This is a genomic window from Nocardia sp. NPDC052316, assembly GCF_044547795.1.
Classification (GTDB): Bacteria; Actinomycetota; Actinomycetes; order Mycobacteriales; family Mycobacteriaceae; genus Nocardia.
Map to the genome: position 1 here is coordinate 161,276 of NZ_JBIUBB010000005.1, position 18,298 is coordinate 179,573.

Here is an 18,298-nt window from a genome sequence, read left to right on the forward strand (position 1 = left end):
ACTCAGTCCTTCGGCGCGCGCTCATCGGGTTCCGGATACACGATCCCGGATTCTTTGGCTTCTTCCTTCGCCAGGGTCGTCGCCACATCGAATCGTCCCGGCTCCGGCTCGTCCGGCTCGGCGTCGTAGAGGTCCTCGCCGGTCTGTAATTCCCCGAACATCTCCTCCGGACTGTCCGAGAGCAGCGATCGGATAGCCGTATTCATCACCGCGACCAGCGGCACCGCGAGCAGACCACCCGCTATCCCGCCGAGCACCACGCCCGCCGTGATGGCGAGCACCACCGCCAGCGGATGGATACTCACCGCCCGCCCGAGCAGCAGTGGTTGCAGCACATGCCCTTCCAGCTGCATCACCGCGATGATGATGCCGAGCACGATCAGCGAGGTGATCAGTCCCTTGGTCACCAGCGCGATGAACACCGCGACGAACCCGGCCACGAACGCGCCGATGATCGGGATGAACGCGCCGATGAACACCAGCGAGGCCAGCGGAAGTGCCAGCGGCACACCGAGAATGCCGAGCCCGGTGCCGATGCCGATGGCGTCCACCGCCGCGACGGCCACGGTGGCGCGCACGAACCCGACCAGCGTGCCGAACCCGAGCTGCCCGGCGGTGCGCACCCGCTCACGCTGCGGGGTCGGCACGATCCTGGTGACGAACCGCCAGATCTGATCGCCGCCGTAGAGAAAGAAGATGAGAATGAACAGGGTCAGGAACAGGCCGGTGAGCAACTCGGCGATCACCGTCGCGGTGGTCAGCGCCCCGCTGGTGAGCCGGTCCTGATTGGACTGGATCGTCTTGATGATCTGGTCACCGACGTTGCGGATCTGATCGTTGCTCAGATGCGGCGGCCCGGTGATCAGCCAATCCTGGATCTTGTGAATGCTGTTGGTGAACTCGTCCGACAGCTGCGGCACGCCGGCCACGAACTGCTCGACGACGAAGGTCATCACGCCCGCCACCAGGCCGAGCGACCCGACCAAGGCGACGAACACACCCACCGAACGCGGCACCCCGAGCCGCTGCAGCCAGTCCACCAGCGGCGCGAGCAGCGCGGCCGCGAGCAGCGCGATGGCGAGCGGAATGACCACGGTCGCCAGCTTCTGCACGATCGCGGCGAACGCGAGCACCACCGCGAACAGGACGAGCAGCCGCCAGCCCCACTCCGCCGACACCCGCACGATCGGGTGTACCGAGTCCGCGGCAGGCCGGGTCATGGCGGCTTTCCGCTTCGGGCTTGCCTTGGGGTCCGTCACCTGGCCGAGCATAACCAGCGCAGCGGGCCGCTGTCCGTCCTCAGCGCGTGCCGAGCCGGACGAATGCCAGGCCGCCGAGCAGCGCCGCGGGGAACCTCACATGATCGAAACGCTAGATTGTTGGTTGTGTCAGCGCCCTTGGAAGCGGTCAAACAGACCATGCGAACGCGCTGGCCGCTGTACCTGACATCGATGCTGCTGGCCAACGCCTTCGGTGCGGTGCTGGTGTGGGCCTTCATCCAATACGGGCTGCCGGTCCCCGAGGGCGCGCCCGACGGTGCCAGGAGCACCGGCCTGCTCGTGCCCGCCCTGGTGTTCGTCGCAGGCGGCCTGTTGAGCATGGTCGCGTCCGCGCTGATGCTGCGCCCGGTGATGCGCTGGCAGATGCGCGGTGGGCCACCGAGCCGCCAAGAGCAGATGGCCGCGCTGCACGCTCCGCTGCGGCAGGCCATTCTGCACCTGGCGCTGTGGCTGATCGGCGGCGCGATCCTCGCCCTGCTGATCATCTCCGAAGAGCCCAAGCTGGCGGGCGCCGTCATCGTCACCCTGTGTATGGCCGCGACCATCGTGTTCGGCTTCACCTACATGCTCGGCGAACGCATCCTTCGCCCGGTCGCCGCCGCGGCACTGACCGCAGGCACCTTCGACCACACCCTCACCCCGGGCGTCGGCACCCGGATGGCGATGACCTGGGGGATGGGCACTTTCGCCCCCACCATCGCCATCGTGCTGCTGTGTATCACGCAGATCTCCTCGGACGTGAAATTCTCCGCCCAGTCGCTGGCCATCTCCATTCTGCTGCTCTGCGGCGTGGTGATCCTGCAGGCGCTGGCGCTGTCCATGCTCACCGGCTCCAGCATCTCCGACCCGGTGCGCCAGCTCAGCCAGGCCATCGACCGGGTGCAGGAGGGCGCGCGCGACGTCCAGGTCGAGGTGTTCGACGGTAGCGAGATCGGGCTGCTGCAGGTCGGCTTCAACCGGATGATGGAAGAGGCGGCCAAGCGGCGCCAGCTGCAGGAACTGTTCGGTCAGCACGTCGGCGAGGAGGTCGCCCAGCGCGCGCTCGACTACGGCACCGAGCTCGGCGGTGAGACCCGGTTCGTTGCCGTGCTGTTCGTCGACATGGTCGGCTCCACCGCGACCGCCGCCGAACGCCCGCCGACCGAGGTGGTGAGCCTGCTCAACGAGTTCTTCCGAATCGTGGTCGACGTCATCGACCGGCACAACGGTTTTGTGAACAAGTTCGTCGGCGACGCGGCGCTGGCCATCTTCGGCGCTCCGCTGGACCGGCCGGACGCGCCGACCGCCGCGCTGGCCGCCGCCCGCGAGCTGCGTGCGGTGCTGCGCGAAGTACCCGGACTCGACATCGGTATCGGCGTCTCGGCCGGGCTGGCCGTCGCCGGAAATATCGGGGCCGCGAATCGCTTCGAATACACGGTGATCGGTGATCCGGTCAACGAGGCATCCCGGCTGACCGAGCTCGCCAAAGACCAGCCCGGCCGCACCTTGGCCTCCGGCAGCGCGCTGTATTTCGCCGAGGAAAGCGAGCAGGACAAGTGGGAAACCGGCGACGAGGTACAGCTGCGCGGGCGGCGCCGAAAAACGCTGCTCGCCTACCCCAAAGCAGAGCTCGACGCGCCGAACCCTCCCGACGCCGAAACAGTACGTTCGTTAGGCTGACCTGGTGACGGCCAACGGGGAACCGGCAGGAGATCCTGCGCCGCCTCCCACGACCGATGGCCGCCGTGGCAAATTCTGGTGGGTCAAATGGGTGCTCGGCGTCGCACTATTGGCATTACTGATCGCCGAGGGCGTCTACCTATGGCCGCGATTACATGAATCGTGGCGCAAACTCAGCGACATTCACTGGGGGTGGGTCGCCGCCTGTATTTGGTTGCAGGCGTTGTCGATGAGCGGATTCGGGCGGGTACAGAAACAGCTGCTGCACGCCGGGGGTGTCGAGGTAAGTCAGCGTAAATCCGTCGCGGTGGTCTACGGCGCCACCGCCATGTCCGTCACATTGCCCGCGGGCCAGGTGTTCTCCACCGCCTTCACCTACCGGCAGACCAGGCGGTTCGGCGCGAGCCCGATCGTCGCGTCCTGGCAGTTGGTGTTCTCCGGGGTGGTCGCCGCGGCGGGGCTCGCGTTGCTCGGGGTGGGCGGCACGTTCCTGTCCGGTGGCAGCATCGGGCCGTTCAAACTGATCCTGTCGCTGGCCGCGGTGGTCGCGGTGGTGTGGGTCGGCAACTATGTCTCGCGCAATCCAGGGTCGCTGGAGTCGCTGCTGCGTAAGGCGCTCGCGCTGGTCAATCGGCTACGCAAGCGGCCTGCCGAGCAGGGCGCAGGCAAGGTCGGCGAGGTTCTGGCGCAGTTGGAGTCGGTGGATCTCGGCAAGCGCGACGGTGCCCTGGTGGGGCTGTGGGCGCTGGTGCACCGGTTCGCCGATGTGGCCTGTCTCGGCGCCGCCTGCTATGCCGTCGGCGCGGACCCCAGGCTGGCCGGGCTGCTGCTGGCGTTCGCCGTCGGCAAGGCGGTCGGCTCGATTCCGTTCGCGCCCGGCGGGATCGTCTACGTCGACGCGACGCTCATCTACGGCCTCACCGCGGCCGCGGGACTGCCCGCCGCGCAGGCGGTCGCGGCGGCGTTCGTGTACCGGCTGGTGAGCTTCATCCTGGTCGCGATCGTCGGCTGGATTGTGTTCCTGTTCCTGTTCCGCACCCCGCAGGACGACGACGCCGAGTACGAGAAGGAATTCTCCCAGCGCCGGTTCTGAGCCGGAAACACTTGGCACCAGCCCGATAACACGCAGCCCCGCAGGCGCTTCACATTTGGCCAGGACCGGCCAACTACGCTTGCCCGCGTGAAGAAACTGGTGCCGTTGGTAGTAGATGCGCTGCTGGTGATCCTGTTCTGTGCGATCGGCAGGCGTAGTCACGACGAGGCCGTGCTCACCGGACTACTTCGCACGCTGTGGCCGTTCGCAATCGGCCTGGCGATCGGCTGGACCGTGGCGGTCGCCGCGGCGAGCCGGATGTTCGGTGCCGCGGGCCGCGACGCGCGGTTCGACGGAACCGCCTTGTGGCCCACCGGAATTCTGGTCTGGCTCGGCACCCTCGGCGGCGGCATGCTGCTGCGCGTGGTCGGCGGTCAGGGCACCGCGTTCAGCTTCATCCTGGTGGCGGCCGTGGTACTCGCCCTGTTCCTGCTCGGCTGGCGCGCGGCCATCAAGGCGTTGAATTAAGTCTCCGGCGCGGCCAGCGACTGCAACATCCGCACCGCCATCCGCGCGGTGGCGTCCCCGCTGTCCACGTCGTTGATGTGGATGGCGAAGGCCAGGTCGCCCATGATCGCGATCAGCCAGCCGTCCCGTCCCGCGGTCGCGCTGAACCCGTTGACGTCGCGGTACATTCGCAGGCTCGCGAACTCAGGGGCGTTGGTCGAGTCGCGCAGCATGGTGTGCAGTCGGTCGGTGACCTCCCTGGACAGCGGCGCGAGCTGCGCGTCGGTGGTGCTCGGCCGGGCGACCTCGATCATCGGCCGCGGCACCTCGCCGCGCGCGATCGCGGCGGCGGCGATCGCCATGCCGAACGGGCTGGCCAGCACCGCGTCCGAGCCGCCGCCCTGGCGGACCTGCTCGGCGCTGCGGCCCGCGACGGCCAGCCGCCCGGTCACCTCGTCGAGTCCGGGCACCTTGAAGTCGATACCGACCCCGAGCGCCGTCGCGGCCTCGGCCGCCTCCTGCACCGGAATCTCGTGCGGGGCCTTGCCTTTGGTGACGGCCGCGATATTGCGGAACAGCTCGATATTGCCGCCGACCGGATAGAGCCCAGTGAAGGCCACCGGCCCGTGCTCGCTGGCCTGAGAGTTCTGCGCGACGGCGACCACCGCGCCGCTGGAGGGCTGGATCGCCACGATCGCGGCCGGAGTCGCGGAGCTGACCACCGCGTCCTCGGCGGCGCGCTGCAGCCGCTGGTCCATGGTGCCCGCGATGTCCGGCCCCGGCGGGCCCTGCACACCGGCGAGCTGGCCGACGAAGCGACCGTCCTGCTCGAAAACCTGGACACCCCAGCCGGAGTGCTGCTCCTGGCTTTCCTGCTGCACCTTGCGCAAGGCATCGAGCATGGGCGACCAGACCCGGCGGTCGGCGGAGATGAGCCGCGGCTGCTTCTCCATCACCACACCGGGGATCGGCGCCATGTCCTTCTCCAGAATGGCGAAGTCGGGCTCGCGCAGGTTCACCGCGACCACCGGCTTGCCCTGCGAGGTGGCCACCTGCTGCATCAGCGACGGTCCGGTGATGAGCGGCGCGACCGGCTCGATGGCCTTGGCCAGTGCGTTGGTCGAGCCGACCGGGTCGGGCATCTTCGCGGGGTCGAGCTTGATCACGTTGATGATCTGCTCGGTCATCAACGGCTGTCCCGCGATGTCGTTGACTTTCGGCGCCGGGGACGGCTCGGTGCGCACCAGGCGCACGGTGCGATTGTGGTCGAGCTGGGGCATCACGACGGCCGGATCCCAGGAGATGCGCCAGCCGATGGCGAGCTTGCGGACATTGCCCTGCAGGCTGTAGTTCCAGTTTTTGCGGTCGCCGAAGGTCCAGGCGGCGTCCATGCTGAAGATCGCCGCTTCGGAGTCGAGGCCGATGAATTGTGTCTTCTTGTAATCCACCTTGCCCGGCTGCAGCCCAGCAAACATTTGCTTCAGCGTTGCCGAAGCCGCCGACGGGTAGGAGGTGAGCTCGGAAGCCCTGGTGTAGTCCTGCTTGTCGAGCAGTTCGGTGAAGCGCTCGACGACGGCCTCCGCCTCGTTCTTACCCTCACTTACACCGCACGATCCCATCGCGATCGCGAGCGCCGCCACCCCCGCGAGTGCCATAGCGCCCCGGACGCGAAAGCGGCGGGATCCCCAGACATCCATGTCGCCCACTCTTCACTCTTGTCACTCCAGTAACAAGACCACCGTACCTGAAAAAGACCTGTCTGCGGTGCCTCCGCCACAAGGACGTTACCCATGCTCAGCATCTCAATTGTGCCCGAAATCTCCCATCTCGGGGGACCGATCCTGATCGTTGTCCAGTGCTACGGCGACAACCGGCGCCGCTACCGTACCGGGGCCCCGCGCAAAGTTGTGCACTTACTGCCCTACTCGGCGTTTCGGATCAATGAGTACCCAGAGCGAGCGTCTACGAACCGCGAATCACCCCCGTTAACCACCGGCGAACTCTGTTCGCACAGAGCGGAACCATTGGCGCGGATTGCGACGTAATCTTGTAATCACTGTAAGAAACACTGAAGAGTAAGTAGGTGATCCCCTCATGAGGCATCAACACCGGGGACGGGGTTTCGGACGACCGGGCGGCTGGCAGCAGGCCGACCTACCGGATCCCGCGGACGCGCCGGACTGGTTCGCGGGCAGGTTGCCCGACGACTGGTTCGCCGGTCCGCCCGTGATCGAGATCGACCGGGACGAGATCGTTGTCATCGGCGAACTGCCGTTCTCCCAGCCCGAGAAGAAGCCCGTCGACGCGGCAGCCACCGCGGGCGCGGCGACCGAGGAAGTCCCGCGGGCGACCAAGGAGGGCGCCGTCTCGCGCTTCCGCGAGTCCACCCGACCGGCCCGCATGCAGATCGCCGACGAGGCGCAGCGCCGCTACGGCCGCAGCGTGGCGTGGGGCGTGTCGGTGGACGGGGAACGGATCATGTTCACCCACTTGGCGGTCCCCGTCATGACCCGACTGCGTCAACCCGAACGCAAGGTGCTCGACACGCTCGTCGACTCGGGCGTGGCGCGCTCGCGGGCGGACGCGCTGGCCTGGACGGTGAAACTGGCCGGCCAGCATGCGGAATCCTGGCTGGCGGAACTGCGCGACGCCATGCGCAAAGTAGACGACCTGCGCTCGGAAGGGCCGCAGGGACTCTAAGGCCCACGCACCGGGCGGGGACTTCGACCAGGGCCTACGACTACTGTTGCTCGCATGTCCGCACCCGGTCCGATCCTGGTTCTCAACGGCCCGAACCTGAACATGCTCGGCACTCGTCAGCCGGAGGTCTACGGGTCGGCGACGCTCGACGATGTCGTCGAACTCTGCAGGCAGACCGCGCAACGCTACGGCCGCGAGATCGCCGCCTTCCAATCCAACTCCGAAGGCGCGCTGATCGACCGGATCCACCGGGCGCGCGGTGTCGAGTCGGGCATCGTGATCAATCCCGGCGGGCTCACCCACACCTCGGTGGCGCTGCGGGACGCGCTGGTGATCCCGGAACTCCCCATCGTGGAGGTGCATATCAGCAATGTGCACGCCCGCGAGGAGTTCCGGCATCACTCGTACATCTCCCCGATCGCGACCGCGGTGGTCGCGGGAATGGGGATTCAGGGATACGCGGCGGCGATCGAATTCCTGGTCCGCTCTGCTTGAGCAGGGTGGCGCGCGGTTTTCCGGCGCGCACCCGACAATGTGGGGATGACGCGCGAGACCGGTCGCCGGGTGGTGCTCGCCCCGGACAAATTCAAGGGTTCGCTGACCGCACCGCAGGTGGCGGCCGCGCTCGCGAAGGGCATCGCGGCAGTCGCGCCCGCGGTGGCGGTCCGGCAGGTGCCGGTCGCCGACGGCGGGGACGGAACCGTCGACGCGTTCGTGGCAAGCGGATGGACGCGGGTCGAGTTGTCCGCCCCCGGCCCTACGGGCGTGCCGGGCAGCACGTCGTACGCGGTGCGGGCGGCAACGGCCGTCCTCGAGTTGGCCGCGGTGGTCGGGCTCGCGAAACTTCCTGCGGGACGGCCGGATCCGCTCGGTGCGAGCACCTTCGGGCTGGGGGTGGCCATCGCCCACGCGCTCGACCACGGCGCTACCGATATCGTGCTCGGTCTGGGCGGCAGCGCCTCCACCGATGGCGGTGCGGGCATGCTGCAGGCGCTCGGGGCCCGCATCCTGGATGCCGAAGGCCACGAATTGCCCCAGGGCGGTGCGGCTTTGACCCGCGCCGCACAGTTGGACCTGTCCGGCCTCCATCCTGGAATCGCCGCGGGCACCGTCACACTGGCCTGCGATGTGGACAACCCGCTACTCGGCCGCACAGGTGCCGTCGCGGTATACGCGCCCCAAAAAGGCGCTGCTACCGCCGATTTCGGCCTGCTCGAAGCGGCACTCACGAACTGGGCACGCCTCGCCGGGCCCACCTTCGCGGATCAGCCCGGTGCCGGCGCCGCCGGCGGAACGGGTTTCGGCGCACTCGCCGTCCTCGGCGCGCGGCTGCGTAGCGGCATCGAGGTGATCCTCGAGCTGCTGGACTTTCCCGTCCTACTCGACGGTGCCGAACTCGTCATCACCGGCGAGGGTTCGCTCGATGCGCAGAGCCTGCACGGCAAAGCCCCCATCGGTGTCTGCGAAGCAGCGCGCAAGGCCGGGATTCCCGCCATCGCCGTCGCAGGGCGCAACCTTCTTGCCGCACAAGAGATCCACGCGGCGGGCTTCGATGCCTGCTACGCCCTCACCGATCTGGAGCCGGACCCGGCCCGCTCGATCGCGCAAGCGAGCCACCTCTTGCAGCAAGTCGGCGCGCAGGTAGCAGAGCAGCACCTGTCTCGATAAGGGCGGCACCGCAAGCGATCACAGCGTCCCGCTAGCCCAGTCGCTGCGCCACGAGCCGGACTAGCTCGCCGAAGCCAGCAGGTTGCCGAGGAGCTCGTGGCGGTGCTTGTCGCCCCACTCTTCCAGTGGGCGCAGGGCGACGGCCAGTTCCGCGCCGAGCGTCGTGAGGGAGTACTCGACGCGGGGCGGAACCTCGGGGTATACCTCGCGGTGCACGACGCCGCTCGACTCGAGGTGGCGCAGGTTCTCCGCGAGCACCTTCTCGCTGACGCCGGTCAGCAGGCGGCGGATCTCGCCGAATCGTTGTGGGCGCTCACTCAGCGCCCACATCAGGTGCAGCTTCCATTTGCCGCCGACGACATCGATCGCCACGGACATGCCACACACGTCGTGATCCGCGTCACTGCTCATGTCCACCGCACTCCTTCTGACCATATTTCGAACCTCTAGGTAAGCAACCCCACCTGAACGTTCGGTCTTCCCGACTCTACCTGCGGCAACGAGTATTGATCCCGGCGCCGACACCATCCGAACCAGAAGCGAAGGGACACACAATGTCCGAACAGACCAGCCCCCGTTCCGTCTCCGTCGTCGGCCTCGGGCCGATGGGCCAGGCGATGGTCCGGGCCTTCCTGGACGCCGGCGTCGAGGTGACCGTGTGGAACCGCAGCACCGACAAGGTCGACGCGATGGTCGAACTCGGCGCCAAGCCCGCCGCGACCGTCGCCGACGCGTTGGACGCCAACGAGGTGACGGTGCTGAGCCTCACCCACTACGCCGCCATGTACGACGTGCTCGGCCAGGCCACCGACCATCTGGCGGGCAAGGTGATCGCCAACCTGTCCTCCGATTCCCCGGAGAAGGCCCGCAAGGGTGCGGAATGGGTCCGCGGGCACGGCGCGCAGTTCCTGTCCGGCGGCGTCATGTCGGCGGGTGACAACATCGCCCATCCCGCGTCGTACATCTTCTACAGCGGCCCGCGCGAGGTCTTCGACGCGCACGCCGAGCTGCTGCGCCCGCTGAGCCCGCAGGAATACCTCGGCACGGACGACGGTCTCGCGCAGATCTTCTACCAGGCGCTGCTGACTATCTTCCATCCGTGGCTCCTCGCCTTCGACCAGGCGACGGCGATGATCGACCGCTCCGGCCACAGCATCGCCCAGTTCGTCCCGTTCGCCGTGCGCTCCGCCGCCGCGTTCCCCTATTTCATGGAGGAGTTCTCGGTGGCCAACCAGAACGGCGGCTGGGCCACCCTGGCCAGCCTGAAGATGATGGACGCAGGCGCACAGCACATCATCGACGCCAGCGAGGAGGTCGGCGTCGACGCGACGTTCTCGCACACCGCACAGGCCTTCTGGCGCAAGGCCGTCGCCGCCAGCGAGGAGAAGGGCGAGGCCGTCTCGACCTACGCGCTGCTCCGCGGCGACGAGGGGTAGCGACATGGCCGAGCACCTGCCCGCCGGCTCGGTCTCGGTCGTCGGCTTGGGGCCGATGGGGCAGGCTGTGGTCCGGGCCTTCCTGGACGCCGGTGTCACGGTGACGGTGTGGAACCGCAGCACCGAAAAGGCCGATGCCATGGTCGAACTCGGTGCCCGGCGTGCCGCGAACGTCCACGAGGCACTAGACGCCAACGACCTGATCGTGGTGAGCCTCACGCATTACTCGGCGATGTACGACGTACTCGGCCAGGCGTCGGATCACCTGGCGGGCAAGGTGATTGCCAATCTGTCCTCGGATTCGCCGGCCAACACTCGCGAGGCCGCAGCGTGGGTGCGCGCACGCGGCGGGGACTTCCTCGCCGGCGGCGTCATGGCGCAGAGCGACGGTCTCACCAACCCTGAGTCCTACGTGTTCTACGCCGGTCGCCGCGCGGTGTTCGAAGCGCATCGTGACCTGTTGAGCGTGCTCAACACACCGGAGTACCTCGGTGCCGACGAGGGCCTGGCCCAGCTCTATTACCAAGCGGCACTTGCCATCTTCAATCCGCTGCTGCTCGGCGTCGAACAGGCGTTGGCGATGATCGATCGTTCCGGCGAGCCGATCGATCACTTCTTGCCTTACGCACAACGTTCGCTGGGTCGGGTCGACGAGGTGTACGCGGGTCTGGCCGCGTCGGCGCAGGCCGGCGGGCTCGGCGACGTCGCGAATCTCCAGATGATGGCGGCGGGGGCTCGGCACGTGATCGAGACCAGTGAAGCCGTCGGGGTCGACACCGCCCTGGCCCGGACCGTTCAGGCGTACTGGCACAGGGCGATCGCCGAGAGCGAGCGGCGAGGCGAGCTCGTGCCCACCTACGCGTTGCTCCGCGGCGACCACGCGTAGTGCGGCCGGTTCGTGCGTCGAGTCGGCTTGCTGGTCAAGCCGTCTCGACGCGGGACCCGAGGCGCGGGAAGGGGCTGGTGGAGAAGACGACCTCCACGGTCACCTCGAAGTAGGCCGCGATCCGCAGGGCCAGATGCAAGCTCGGGCTGTACTCGCCGCGCTCCAGGTAGCCGATCGTTTGATAGTGCACGCCGAGCGCCTCCGCCAACTCGCGGCGCGAGATGCCGCGTTCCGCGCGCAACATCGCGATGCGGTTGTAGATGACTTCAGTAGGCACGCTGCATCGCTTTCTCCCGGCGGACGGCCACGCTGGAGCCGGACTCGCGGCGGGCCATCCTGCGCAGCACCACCGGCGCGACGAGCAAGCCCGCTACCGCCCAGATACCCAGCACACCAACGGTTTCCAGGTGCCGCCACGACTGCTCCAGTTCGATGGCGGCCGCCTCGTCCGGCAGCAACGCCGAGCGCATGCCGAGCCCGAGCCAGTACACCGGAAACACCTGGGCCGCACCCTGCACCCAACCGGGCATCGAGGTGATCGGGTAGAAGATGCCGGAGACCGCGACGAGCGCCATGATCGGGAAGGTCATCAGCGCGAAGTTGCGCGGGTCGGCGAACACCGAGCCGAAGACGGCACCGATCGGCAGCGTGGCGAGCAGACCCAGCACCATCACCCAGGTCAACGTCGCCCACGACCCGACGTGGCCGAGCGCGAGTCCGTCGACGATGAACACGCCGCCGACCAGCAGCAGAGCAGACGGAATGAGCACCCAGCCGGACACCTGGATGATTTTGCCGATCAGGTAGCCGACCATGCCGTTCGGGGTCGCCTTGGCCCGCAACAGCGTGCCGTCTTCCCGGTCGAGGGTGAGCTGCTGCCCCATGCCGATCATGCCGTTGACCGCGACCAGCATGCCGATCGTGCTCGGCAACGCGAGCGCGCCGAGCAACAGGCCGCTGCCCTGGAACGACGCGTTGCGCATGAAGAACAGCACCACCAGCATGGCGACCGGCCAGAACAGGAGCCCGAACAGGTCTTGGCCGTTGGTCAGTCCCTGTTTCAGCTCGATCATGCCGCGCGACCAGCCCTGCCGAACCGCGATCGCCATCGGATTCATCGCTTTACCTCCTCGATCGTGTGCACCTCGGACTCGACCTGCCCGGATTCGAACCGGCGCACCAGCGTCATATAGGTGTCCTCCAGTGAGGCGCGGCGGACCTCCAGGTCACCGATGGCCTCGCCGTGTTGCTTGAACAGTTCGTGCACGAACTCGGTCGACTCGGCGGTCGAGTGCACGAATCGCTGCCCACCATTGGTCCAACTCACCTCGGCCGCACCGGATATCCGGCGGGAGAGTTCGTCGGCCGAGCCGTCGGCGATGATGCGCCCGCCGGCCAGGATCAGGATCCGGTCGGCGAGTTTCTCGGCCTCGTCGAGATCATGGGTGGTGAGCAGGATGGTGGTCTGCTGGTCGTCGGCGAGGCGATGGACCAGATCGTGGAACTCGCGCCGGGCCTCCGGGTCGAAGCCCGCGGTCGGCTCGTCCAGGAACAGCACCTCGGGGCGGCCCACGATGCCGATCGCCACGTCGATTCTGCGCCGCTGGCCGCCGGACAGGTCCTTGATTCTGCTCGACGCCTGATCGGTGAGTCCCACGGCTTTGATGAGTTCGTCTGTGTCCCAGGGGCGTTGGATGCCCTCGGTGCCGTAGGGCGCGTAGAAGGCACCCAGGTAGTCGAGCAGTTCACGCACCCGCCACTTGCCGTGATCGCGCCATGACTGCAGGACGACGCCGATGCGCGCCCGCCACGCCTCGCCGCCGTGCGCCGGATCGGTGCCGAGCACTTCGGCGCGGCCGGCCGACCGCATGCGGAAGCCCTCCAGGATCTCGATGGTGGTCGTCTTGCCCGCACCGTTCGGGCCGAGCAGCACCAGCACCTCGCCGTGCCGCGCTTGGAATGTCACGTCGTGCAAGACGTCGGTGGTGCCGTATCGCATCCGCAGTTTCTCGACGTCGATGGCGACGCCCTGACCCACTGTCATGGTTCTCTCCCCGTTGCGGGTTACCGTCGACTCGTAGCATATCTACTACATTTCGCCGCGACAATGCTTTACTTCTCGGGCCCCCTTGACATGCAGCCTTTCGGCTGCCTAATCTCTGAACACGCAGCCGGACGGCTGCATAAATCTGGAAGGCGGCATGGACGAGGTATTCAAGGCGCTGGCCGACCCCCATCGGCGGCGACTGCTCGACAGCCTCAACGCGCGCAACGGGCAAACCCTGCGCGAGTTGTGCTCCGGGCTAGCGATGGCGCGGCAGTCGGTCAGCAAACATCTGGCCGTACTGGAGGCGGCCAACTTGATCACCACCCGTCGCAGCGGACGCGAAAAACTGCACTACCTCAACGCCGAACCCATCAACGCCATCACCGAGCGCTGGATCACCAATTACCACCGTGCCCGCGTGCACGCGCTGGCCGATCTCAAGAAGGCACTGGAGGCAAATCTCATGAGCGACAACGCATTCGTCTACACGACCTACATCAAGACCACCCCGGAGAAGCTGTGGCAAGCCCTCACCGACCCGGCCTTCACCGACCGCTACTGGGGCGCGAGCTTCAACACCGATTGGCAGCCCGGCTCGGAAATGGTGTGGCACCAGAAGAATTGGACCAGCAAGGATCCGGAACAGGTTGTGCTGGAAGCCGACCCGTACCACAAGCTCGCCTACACCTGGCACACCTTCGATCCCGCGTTCGCGGAAGCTTTCGGCATGAAGGCGAGTGAGGTGGCCGCTTTGGCCGACGAGCCGCGCTCGAAGGTGACTTTCGAACTCGAGCCCGCCGGGGACGAGGTGGTGAAGCTGACCGTGGTGCACGACGGCTTCCAGCCGGGAAGTGCGCTACTGGAAACGATCAGCGGTGGTTGGCCCAGTATCTTGTCCGGACTGAAGTCCTTGCTGGAGACCGGTGCGGAGCTGCCCGAACCGACTCGGTAGCTCGCGTCGTCGGCAACGGCAGGGCGCGCGCGGTCAGTGGATCGACCCTGCCGACCCACGAATCCGCTTCGCGCGCTGGCAGTCCCGCTGAACCGGATTCCTCCTGACCACGCACCGGTACGATGCACTGGTCCGTGTCCAGCTCGGTTGGAGCACGAGTCCGTCAGGGCGACTGCGGGACTGAGCCTGTCGCACAAATTGGGGAAATCATGATCAAGGTCCTGCTGCAAACCTCCATGGGTGACATCGAGCTCGAACTCGATGAAGCGAAGGCACCCAAGACCGTGCGGAATTTCCTGACCTACGTCAACAGCGGCCACTACGACGGCACGATTTTCCACCGGGTGATCGACGGTTTCATGATCCAGGGCGGTGGCATCGACACCACCATGCGCGAGAAGCCCGCGCCCAACAAGGTTGAGAACGAGGCGAAGAACGGGCTGAAGAATGTCACTTACAGCGTGGCGATGGCCCGCACGTCCGATCCACAGTCGGCGTCGGCCCAATTCTTCATCAACACCAACGACAACGCGTTCCTCGACTACCCGGGCCAGGACGGCTGGGGTTACGCGGTATTCGGCAAGGTCAGCCGCGGCCAGGACGTCGTCGACCAGATCGGGAAGGTCAAGACGGGCGCGCAGGACGTCCCCGTCCAGCAGGTCGTGCTCACCTCGGCCACCGTCACCCGCTGACCCGGGCTCCCCGCGCCACCGATGCGGCGGAATGAATTGGCACAGGTATATTTCGGATTCTGACTTTCGAGGAGTCCACGGTGGCTGTGCAGAGTGACGAGTTCTTTCGGATTGTGGGCACCCTCGCCGATGTGCGACCCACGAAAGGCGAGAAGTACACCTCGTACAAGGTGCGCGGCAAGCTGTTCGGCTATTACTGGCCACGCACCCAGACGGTCGGCTTGAAGCAAACGCTCTCCGAGCAGAAGGCGTTGGTATCCGAGCGGCCCGAGGTGTTCGAGGAGCAGTTCACGGCCGGGGGTTTCGGGTGGGTGGTCGTGCACCTGTCCGGTATCGACGCCGACGAGCTGGCCGAACTCGTCTTCGAGGCGTGGCGGCTGTCCGCACCCGAGGAACTCGTCGCCGAGACACCCGACCTGCCCCCGGTGCCCCGCTAGACCCGCTCCCGCCGGCTCTCTCAGTGCGTTCGACGCCGGGCTGGTCGGCATCGAACGCACTGGGGATTCGGGACCACCGATACTTCGCTGTTCGATCACGGCTCCCGCTCAGCGCTGCTGAAAAGCGCTGTGGCGGAGAGAAAGACCAACGAGGCCGTGTGCCAGTCGGTAAGGAACCCGGCGATCACGGTCAGCGCCGTGCTCAGAATCAGCGCGGTCATCGGAGCGGTTCTCGGGCCGAGATTGTTCGGTGGTAAGCGGGAATCGCCGTCTTCGGCAGGTGGTTTACCTATAGTCATGTGCAGTCCGTTGTTTACATATGCAAGGTTGATTCGGATAATTGCCCGGTGATCGATGGCGGTCCGCGTGCGGCTGTGGCGGCCATGATCATTTCGATACCTCGTCGCCGAAGTCGTTACGTCAGTTGCTTATAGCCTGACAACTCGTCGACCGGAAGACCGTCAAATAGTTGACGGTTTCGCAGGAAGAATCTGCAATACACTCGGTAAGTGGCAACAAGTAACACCGCCGCATCAACTATCGGCTCACGCATCCGGCGCTCCCGGCGGACCAAGAAGATGAGCCAGGCCACGCTCGCCGCGCACGTCGATCGGTCCGAGTCGTGGATGCGCGGCATCGAGGCAGGCCGGATCAAGCTGGACAAGCACTCGGTGATCGACCGGCTGGCCGACGTCCTCGAGGTCGATGTGGCGTGGCTGCTGGGTCAGCCGTGCGAGCTCACTCAGGACACCGGGCACCACGCGGTACCCGCACTGCGCGCCGCGTTGCGGCGCACCAGTCTCAGCCTGTCCGGGCGCGCCGGCCTGCGGGCCGTGACACCACAGCCGCTGCTCGCCGACCTGCGCGACGATGTCGACCGGATCACCAGGCGCAGGCAGGCCGCGAATCTGCTCGAAGTAATGCGGCAATTGCCGGACCTCACCGAGGCGCTGAACACCGGCGCCTTACTGGCCTCGGGCACCGAGCGGGACGTGATCGACGGCCTCATCATCGAGAACTCACATGTCGCCCGCACCGTCCTCAACCAGCTCGGGTACCACGATCTGGCCTGGACCGCCGTCGAGAACGCCGCCACCGCCGCGGCCAGGCTCGGCGACCCGCTGATGAGTGCCTGCTCGGCGTGGGATCGCTGCGGCGTGCTGCTGCACACGGACACACTGGACGAAGCACTTACGGTAGCCGAAGCCGCGTTGACAGAGCTGCAAGATCTCATGACATCGCCTACACCGCAGGTACTTTCGCTCTGGGGAGCGCTGCACCTGCGGTGCGCGGTCGCGTCAGCCCGCCTGCACGACGGCAGCACAGCATGGGCATACCTGGCCGAGGCCGAGGCGGCCGCCGCTCGACTCGGTAAGGACCGCAACGACTTTCAAACAGTCTTCGGACCAACCAACTGCGGGATACACGCGACCGAGATCGCCGTCGCGCTCGACCGGCCCGATATTGCCCTGAAGCACCACACCAGCATCAATCTGGCGGGGCTGATGTCCAAGGAACGCCACACGCGGCACCGCATCGAAGTCGCCCGCGCCCAGGGCAGACTCAAACACGATGCTGCCGCCGTCGAGCAGCTCGAGCGCGCGATATGCCTGGCACCGCAGTATGTCTACAACCATCCAACCGTGCGGGATCTGGTCGATGAATTGAGCAGGCGGGCGCAGCCGAGCGCGGTCGACGCCGGGCTCGGTGCGATCGAACGTGCGATGCGGCTCGCCTGACTGGCCGAGTCCGGCCCTGCACGGAAACGGACTCAACCTTTGCGGTTGCGACGTTTACGTCAATGCGCCCTGCCTGCGGGTATCGGTTGTTCCCTGGCAAGTGTTGGATGTTGCGTCGTTCCGCACCGGCGGGAGCATCCCGAGGTCGACACCGACCGCACTCGTGACGAGGTGCAGCCTGCGTTGCTGCGGGTCGGTCAAGGCCGGGACGAGCAGGGTCGGCATGCCGACCTCGACGGCGACGCCGTCTCGGGAGGGGCGGTCCCCGACCATCAACGTTTCCGCGGCGCAGGTGCCGAGTTTTTCGAGCGCCCGCACGAAAATGGCGGGGTCGGGCTTCTGCACACCTTCCTCACTGGACAGGACGAAGGTGTCGATCAAGTCGAGCATGTTCGCGTCTTTGAAGACGGGGCGAATGTCGAAGTGGATATTGCTGAGGACGCAGATTTTATAGCCGCTCTGCTTGAGTGCGATGAGCGTGGCGGCGGCGTCGACGGCGAACTTATTGACGCTCGCGTCGGAATCCACCTCGAATAGCGCCTCAGCGACCTTGCCGGGAAGCTTCGCATCCGTGAACACCGCATAGTAGGTGTCCCGGTGAGCTTCGTAGCTGATATTGCCGAGCGGCGATTGCAGTCGATTCGGTTGGCCCGCAGCCAGTTCGATGTCGAGCAACAACTTGCCCACGGCATCGGCGTTGGATTCACGACCTGCCCGCTGCAGCGCCTCGCGCGCCCAACCTTGCGGCGTGAGTTCCGAAACAAGCGTGCCTCGCCAGTCGAAGACAACCGCTCTGATGGCATGCGGGGGCGACCCGTTCGATGACATGCGGAGCAGGCTATCCACGCGAACGCCGACTACATGTATCAAATTGCTATTACCGGCGAGTCACCCTGTCGAGCTGCCTGACACTCCCGTGATGGGCGTACGAATAGTCATTCGTACGCGCACCGTCATACCGGATCCACCAATCGCGCACCGTATTACGCATGATGGAGAGGTGCTCGACTACGACGACGAAGCGACCCACTACGACCGGACCCGGGGCGGCGTGCCCCGAGCGGTGGCCGCGGCCGCCGCACTCAGTAGCATGCTGCCCCCGCGCAGCCTGGTACTCGACCTTGCGATCGGCACCGGGATCGTCGCCACCGAACTCGCGGCGTTCGGGCACCGTGTGGTCGGCATAGATCTTTCGGACCGCATGCTGCGGCTCGCGGCCCACCGATTGCCGGGCAGAGTGGCGCCGAGTAACGGTTGACGGC

Annotated in this window: 21 protein-coding genes; 13 read left to right on the top strand and 8 right to left on the bottom strand. The window is 66.5% G+C overall.

What is annotated here, in order from left to right; all coding sequences use genetic code 11:
- Positions 1-2: 2 nt before the first annotated feature.
- Positions 3-1,220: an AI-2E family transporter gene (locus ACIHA7_RS24320; protein WP_397293836.1), complete on the bottom strand. Its 1,218-nt coding sequence runs from the start codon at positions 1,218-1,220 to the stop codon at positions 3-5.
- A gap of 198 nt (positions 1,221-1,418) precedes the next feature.
- Here ACIHA7_RS24320 and ACIHA7_RS24325 point away from each other — a divergent pair, with 198 nt between their 5' ends.
- The 3 genes from ACIHA7_RS24325 (at position 1,419) to ACIHA7_RS24335 (ending at position 4,500) form a co-directional block, all read left to right on the top strand.
- Positions 1,419-2,939: an adenylate/guanylate cyclase domain-containing protein gene (locus ACIHA7_RS24325; RefSeq protein ID WP_397293837.1), complete on the top strand. Its 1,521-nt coding sequence runs from the start codon at positions 1,419-1,421 to the stop codon at positions 2,937-2,939.
- A 4-nt stretch (positions 2,940-2,943) separates the two neighbouring features.
- Positions 2,944-4,032: a YbhN family protein gene (locus ACIHA7_RS24330; RefSeq protein ID WP_397293274.1), complete on the top strand. Its 1,089-nt coding sequence runs from the start codon at positions 2,944-2,946 to the stop codon at positions 4,030-4,032.
- 87 nt (positions 4,033-4,119) lie between these two features.
- On the top strand, positions 4,120-4,500 hold the full coding sequence (locus ACIHA7_RS24335) for a DUF3054 domain-containing protein (protein ID WP_397293275.1): 381 nt from the start codon (positions 4,120-4,122) through the stop codon (positions 4,498-4,500).
- On the opposite strand, the gene ACIHA7_RS24340 is transcribed toward ACIHA7_RS24335, so the two are convergent.
- Positions 4,497-6,176, bottom strand: coding sequence for an NTF2-like N-terminal transpeptidase domain-containing protein (locus ACIHA7_RS24340; RefSeq protein WP_397293276.1), 1,680 nt, complete (start codon positions 6,174-6,176; stop codon positions 4,497-4,499). The genes ACIHA7_RS24335 and ACIHA7_RS24340 overlap by 4 nt on opposite strands.
- Positions 6,177-6,573: 397 nt before the next feature.
- On the opposite strand from ACIHA7_RS24340, the gene ACIHA7_RS24345 reads away from it, so the two are divergent.
- The 3 genes from ACIHA7_RS24345 to ACIHA7_RS24355 are packed head-to-tail and all read left to right on the top strand — an operon-like array spanning position 6,574 to position 8,847.
- The gene (locus tag ACIHA7_RS24345; protein WP_397293277.1) at positions 6,574-7,179 is read left to right on the top strand and encodes a hypothetical protein; all 606 of its coding nucleotides are present in this window, start codon (positions 6,574-6,576) and stop codon (positions 7,177-7,179) included.
- 54 nt (positions 7,180-7,233) lie between these two features.
- Positions 7,234-7,674, top strand: coding sequence for a type II 3-dehydroquinate dehydratase (gene aroQ, locus ACIHA7_RS24350; RefSeq protein WP_107653312.1), 441 nt, complete (start codon positions 7,234-7,236; stop codon positions 7,672-7,674).
- 45 nt (positions 7,675-7,719) lie between these two features.
- Positions 7,720-8,847, top strand: a complete 1,128-nt coding sequence (locus ACIHA7_RS24355; protein WP_397293278.1) for a glycerate kinase — start codon at positions 7,720-7,722, stop codon at positions 8,845-8,847.
- A gap of 60 nt (positions 8,848-8,907) precedes the next feature.
- Here the strand turns inward: ACIHA7_RS24355 and ACIHA7_RS24360 are convergent, their stop codons facing one another.
- Complete coding sequence (locus ACIHA7_RS24360; RefSeq protein ID WP_397293279.1) at positions 8,908-9,258, bottom strand: winged helix-turn-helix transcriptional regulator; 351 nt, start codon at positions 9,256-9,258, stop codon at positions 8,908-8,910.
- A gap of 143 nt (positions 9,259-9,401) precedes the next feature.
- On the opposite strand from ACIHA7_RS24360, the gene ACIHA7_RS24365 reads away from it, so the two are divergent.
- Together ACIHA7_RS24365 and ACIHA7_RS24370 are read left to right on the top strand one after the other, a co-directional pair.
- On the top strand, positions 9,402-10,283 hold the full coding sequence (locus ACIHA7_RS24365) for an NAD(P)-dependent oxidoreductase (protein ID WP_397293280.1): 882 nt from the start codon (positions 9,402-9,404) through the stop codon (positions 10,281-10,283).
- A 4-nt stretch (positions 10,284-10,287) separates the two neighbouring features.
- Positions 10,288-11,169, top strand: coding sequence for an NAD(P)-dependent oxidoreductase (locus ACIHA7_RS24370; protein WP_397293281.1), 882 nt, complete (start codon positions 10,288-10,290; stop codon positions 11,167-11,169).
- A 34-nt stretch (positions 11,170-11,203) separates the two neighbouring features.
- Here the strand turns inward: ACIHA7_RS24370 and ACIHA7_RS24375 are convergent, their stop codons facing one another.
- The 3 genes from ACIHA7_RS24375 to ACIHA7_RS24385 are packed head-to-tail and all read right to left on the bottom strand — an operon-like array spanning position 11,204 to position 13,213.
- Positions 11,204-11,446 carry a helix-turn-helix transcriptional regulator gene (locus ACIHA7_RS24375; RefSeq protein WP_107653318.1) on the bottom strand — a complete coding sequence of 81 codons (243 nt, stop codon included), beginning with the start codon at positions 11,444-11,446 and terminating at the stop codon, positions 11,204-11,206.
- Complete coding sequence (locus ACIHA7_RS24380) at positions 11,436-12,287, bottom strand: ABC transporter permease (RefSeq protein ID WP_397293282.1); 852 nt, start codon at positions 12,285-12,287, stop codon at positions 11,436-11,438. Before ACIHA7_RS24380 ends, ACIHA7_RS24375 begins: the two co-directional genes overlap by 11 nt.
- Positions 12,284-13,213, bottom strand: coding sequence for an ABC transporter ATP-binding protein (locus ACIHA7_RS24385; protein WP_397293283.1), 930 nt, complete (start codon positions 13,211-13,213; stop codon positions 12,284-12,286). The genes ACIHA7_RS24380 and ACIHA7_RS24385 overlap by 4 nt, the downstream gene beginning before the upstream one ends.
- A gap of 157 nt (positions 13,214-13,370) precedes the next feature.
- On the opposite strand from ACIHA7_RS24385, the gene ACIHA7_RS24390 reads away from it, so the two are divergent.
- From ACIHA7_RS24390 to ACIHA7_RS24400, 3 genes are all read left to right on the top strand, one after another.
- Positions 13,371-14,168: an ArsR/SmtB family transcription factor gene (locus ACIHA7_RS24390; RefSeq protein WP_397293284.1), complete on the top strand. Its 798-nt coding sequence runs from the start codon at positions 13,371-13,373 to the stop codon at positions 14,166-14,168.
- 209 nt (positions 14,169-14,377) lie between these two features.
- Positions 14,378-14,860: a peptidylprolyl isomerase gene (locus ACIHA7_RS24395; RefSeq protein WP_397293285.1), complete on the top strand. Its 483-nt coding sequence runs from the start codon at positions 14,378-14,380 to the stop codon at positions 14,858-14,860.
- Positions 14,861-14,940: 80 nt separating this feature from the next.
- Entirely contained in the window at positions 14,941-15,297 is a 357-nt protein-coding gene (locus ACIHA7_RS24400; RefSeq protein WP_397293286.1) for an MmcQ/YjbR family DNA-binding protein, read from the top strand.
- A gap of 95 nt (positions 15,298-15,392) precedes the next feature.
- Here ACIHA7_RS24400 and ACIHA7_RS24405 read toward each other — a convergent pair whose 3' ends face one another.
- The gene (locus ACIHA7_RS24405; protein WP_397293287.1) at positions 15,393-15,518 is read right to left on the bottom strand and encodes a hypothetical protein; all 126 of its coding nucleotides are present in this window, start codon (positions 15,516-15,518) and stop codon (positions 15,393-15,395) included.
- Positions 15,519-15,806: 288 nt separating this feature from the next.
- Between ACIHA7_RS24405 and ACIHA7_RS24410 the strand changes: the two genes are divergently transcribed.
- A complete protein-coding gene (locus ACIHA7_RS24410; protein ID WP_397293288.1) occupies positions 15,807-17,036 on the top strand; it encodes a multiprotein-bridging factor 1 family protein in 1,230 nt (409 codons plus the stop codon).
- A gap of 54 nt (positions 17,037-17,090) precedes the next feature.
- On the opposite strand, the gene ACIHA7_RS24415 is transcribed toward ACIHA7_RS24410, so the two are convergent.
- Positions 17,091-17,864 (bottom strand): HAD family hydrolase, encoded by a 774-nt coding sequence (locus tag ACIHA7_RS24415; RefSeq protein ID WP_397293289.1) that lies wholly within the window; start codon positions 17,862-17,864, stop codon positions 17,091-17,093.
- Between the two features lie 172 nt (positions 17,865-18,036).
- On the opposite strand from ACIHA7_RS24415, the gene ACIHA7_RS24420 reads away from it, so the two are divergent.
- Positions 18,037-18,294: a class I SAM-dependent methyltransferase gene (locus tag ACIHA7_RS24420; protein ID WP_397293290.1), complete on the top strand. Its 258-nt coding sequence runs from the start codon at positions 18,037-18,039 to the stop codon at positions 18,292-18,294.
- The last annotated feature ends 4 nt before the right edge of the window (positions 18,295-18,298 follow it).

Excerpts from the sequence above, each read along its gene's own strand:
- ACIHA7_RS24380 (WP_397293282.1), bottom strand. The coding sequence starts at position 12,287 with ATGAATCCGATGGCGATCGCGGTTCGGCAGGGCTGGTCGCGCGGCATG.
- ACIHA7_RS24405 (WP_397293287.1), bottom strand. The coding sequence starts at position 15,518 with ATGACCGCGCTGATTCTGAGCACGGCGCTGACCGTGATCGCCGGGTTC.
- ACIHA7_RS24345 (WP_397293277.1), top strand. The coding sequence starts at position 6,574 with ATGAGGCATCAACACCGGGGACGGGGTTTCGGACGACCGGGCGGCTGG.
- ACIHA7_RS24395 (WP_397293285.1), top strand. The coding sequence starts at position 14,378 with ATGATCAAGGTCCTGCTGCAAACCTCCATGGGTGACATCGAGCTCGAA.
- ACIHA7_RS24415 (WP_397293289.1), bottom strand. The coding sequence starts at position 17,864 with ATGTCATCGAACGGGTCGCCCCCGCATGCCATCAGAGCGGTTGTCTTC.
- aroQ (WP_107653312.1), top strand. The coding sequence starts at position 7,234 with ATGTCCGCACCCGGTCCGATCCTGGTTCTCAACGGCCCGAACCTGAAC.
- ACIHA7_RS24365 (WP_397293280.1), top strand. The coding sequence starts at position 9,402 with ATGTCCGAACAGACCAGCCCCCGTTCCGTCTCCGTCGTCGGCCTCGGG.
- ACIHA7_RS24360 (WP_397293279.1), bottom strand. The coding sequence starts at position 9,258 with ATGAGCAGTGACGCGGATCACGACGTGTGTGGCATGTCCGTGGCGATC.
- ACIHA7_RS24325 (WP_397293837.1), top strand. The coding sequence starts at position 1,419 with ATGCGAACGCGCTGGCCGCTGTACCTGACATCGATGCTGCTGGCCAAC.
- ACIHA7_RS24385 (WP_397293283.1), bottom strand. The coding sequence starts at position 13,213 with ATGACAGTGGGTCAGGGCGTCGCCATCGACGTCGAGAAACTGCGGATG.
- ACIHA7_RS24355 (WP_397293278.1), top strand. The coding sequence starts at position 7,720 with ATGACGCGCGAGACCGGTCGCCGGGTGGTGCTCGCCCCGGACAAATTC.
- ACIHA7_RS24340 (WP_397293276.1), bottom strand. The coding sequence starts at position 6,176 with ATGGATGTCTGGGGATCCCGCCGCTTTCGCGTCCGGGGCGCTATGGCA.
- ACIHA7_RS24370 (WP_397293281.1), top strand. The coding sequence starts at position 10,288 with ATGGCCGAGCACCTGCCCGCCGGCTCGGTCTCGGTCGTCGGCTTGGGG.
- ACIHA7_RS24390 (WP_397293284.1), top strand. The coding sequence starts at position 13,371 with ATGGACGAGGTATTCAAGGCGCTGGCCGACCCCCATCGGCGGCGACTG.
- ACIHA7_RS24320 (WP_397293836.1), bottom strand. The coding sequence starts at position 1,220 with ATGACCCGGCCTGCCGCGGACTCGGTACACCCGATCGTGCGGGTGTCG.